Annotated in this window: 2 protein-coding genes; both read left to right on the forward strand. The window is 47.9% G+C overall.

What is annotated here, in order from left to right; genetic code table 11:
* Positions 1-396 (forward strand): hypothetical protein (locus R8N46_RS25215; RefSeq protein WP_318189778.1); only part of this gene is annotated, 396 nt, incomplete at its 5' end.
* Between the two features lie 21 nt (positions 397-417).
* Positions 418-1,125 (forward strand): NAD(P)-binding protein (locus R8N46_RS25220; RefSeq protein ID WP_318189779.1); only part of this gene is annotated, 708 nt, incomplete at its 3' end.

Below are 1,125 nucleotides of genomic sequence, written 5' to 3' on the forward strand. Positions count from 1 at the left end.
ATCGCTGTCATAGAAGGCGCGGGGGATAACGCTTGTGAATACATGACTGGCGGCATTGTGGCTATTCTTGGCGCCACAGGAGTGAACTTCGGCGCTGGTATGACGGGCGGTTTTGCTTACGTGTTGGATGAAAATCAAGACTTCCAAGGTCGTGTAAACAACGAATCAGTGGAAGCCATTTCACTGTCGGATCTATACATCCACCAAGAGCACTTGCGCGGCCTAATTGCGGAGCATCTCGAAGAGACTGGCTCTAGCCATGCAGAACATATTTTGGCGAACTTTGACGAATGGATTCCGAAGTTCTACTTGGTGAAACCTCAAGCGGCTGACTTAAACACGCTACTTGGTCACCAAAGCCGCAGCGCTGCTGAACTGCGCGTTCAAGCCCAATAAATCATGGAGGATGTTTGAATCATGAGTCAGAACGTTTACCAATTTATCGATGTTCAACGCGTAGATCCGGCGAAAAAACCAATTAAGATTCGTAAGATTGAGTTTGTTGAAATCTACGAGCCGTTCACGAAACAACAAGCTACGGCGCAAGCCGATCGCTGTTTGGATTGCGGTAACCCATATTGTGAATGGAAGTGCCATGTCCATAACTACATTCCTCAGTGGCTAAAACTGGCGAATGAAGGTCGAATTTTAGAAGCCGTGGAACTTTCACACCAAACCAACAGCTTGCCTGAAGTGTGTGGCCGTGTGTGTCCGCAAGACCGTTTGTGTGAGGGTTCGTGCACACTAAATGATGATTTTGGTGCAGTCACGATAGGTAACATTGAAAAGTACATCACCGACAAAGCCTTTGAAATGGGCTGGAAACCTGACATGTCCAAAGTGGAGTGGACGGATAAAAAGGTGGCAATCATCGGCGCTGGCCCTGCTGGTCTGGCAGCAGCAGACATCTTAGTTCGCAACGGTGTAAAACCGGTGGTGTTTGACCGTTACCCAGAGATTGGTGGCCTACTTACCTTTGGTATTCCTTCTTTCAAATTGGAAAAAGGGGTCATGGAAAATCGTCGTCGGGTATTTACCGAAATGGGCGTTGAGTTCCGCATGAATGTGGAAGTCGGCCAAGATGTGCAGATGCAAGAACTGCTTGATGAATACGATGCGGTTTTC

Origin of the sequence: Vibrio sp. 1874 (assembly GCF_033344395.1) — a bacterium.
GTDB classification, from domain to species: domain Bacteria; phylum Pseudomonadota; class Gammaproteobacteria; order Enterobacterales; family Vibrionaceae; genus Vibrio; species Vibrio alginolyticus.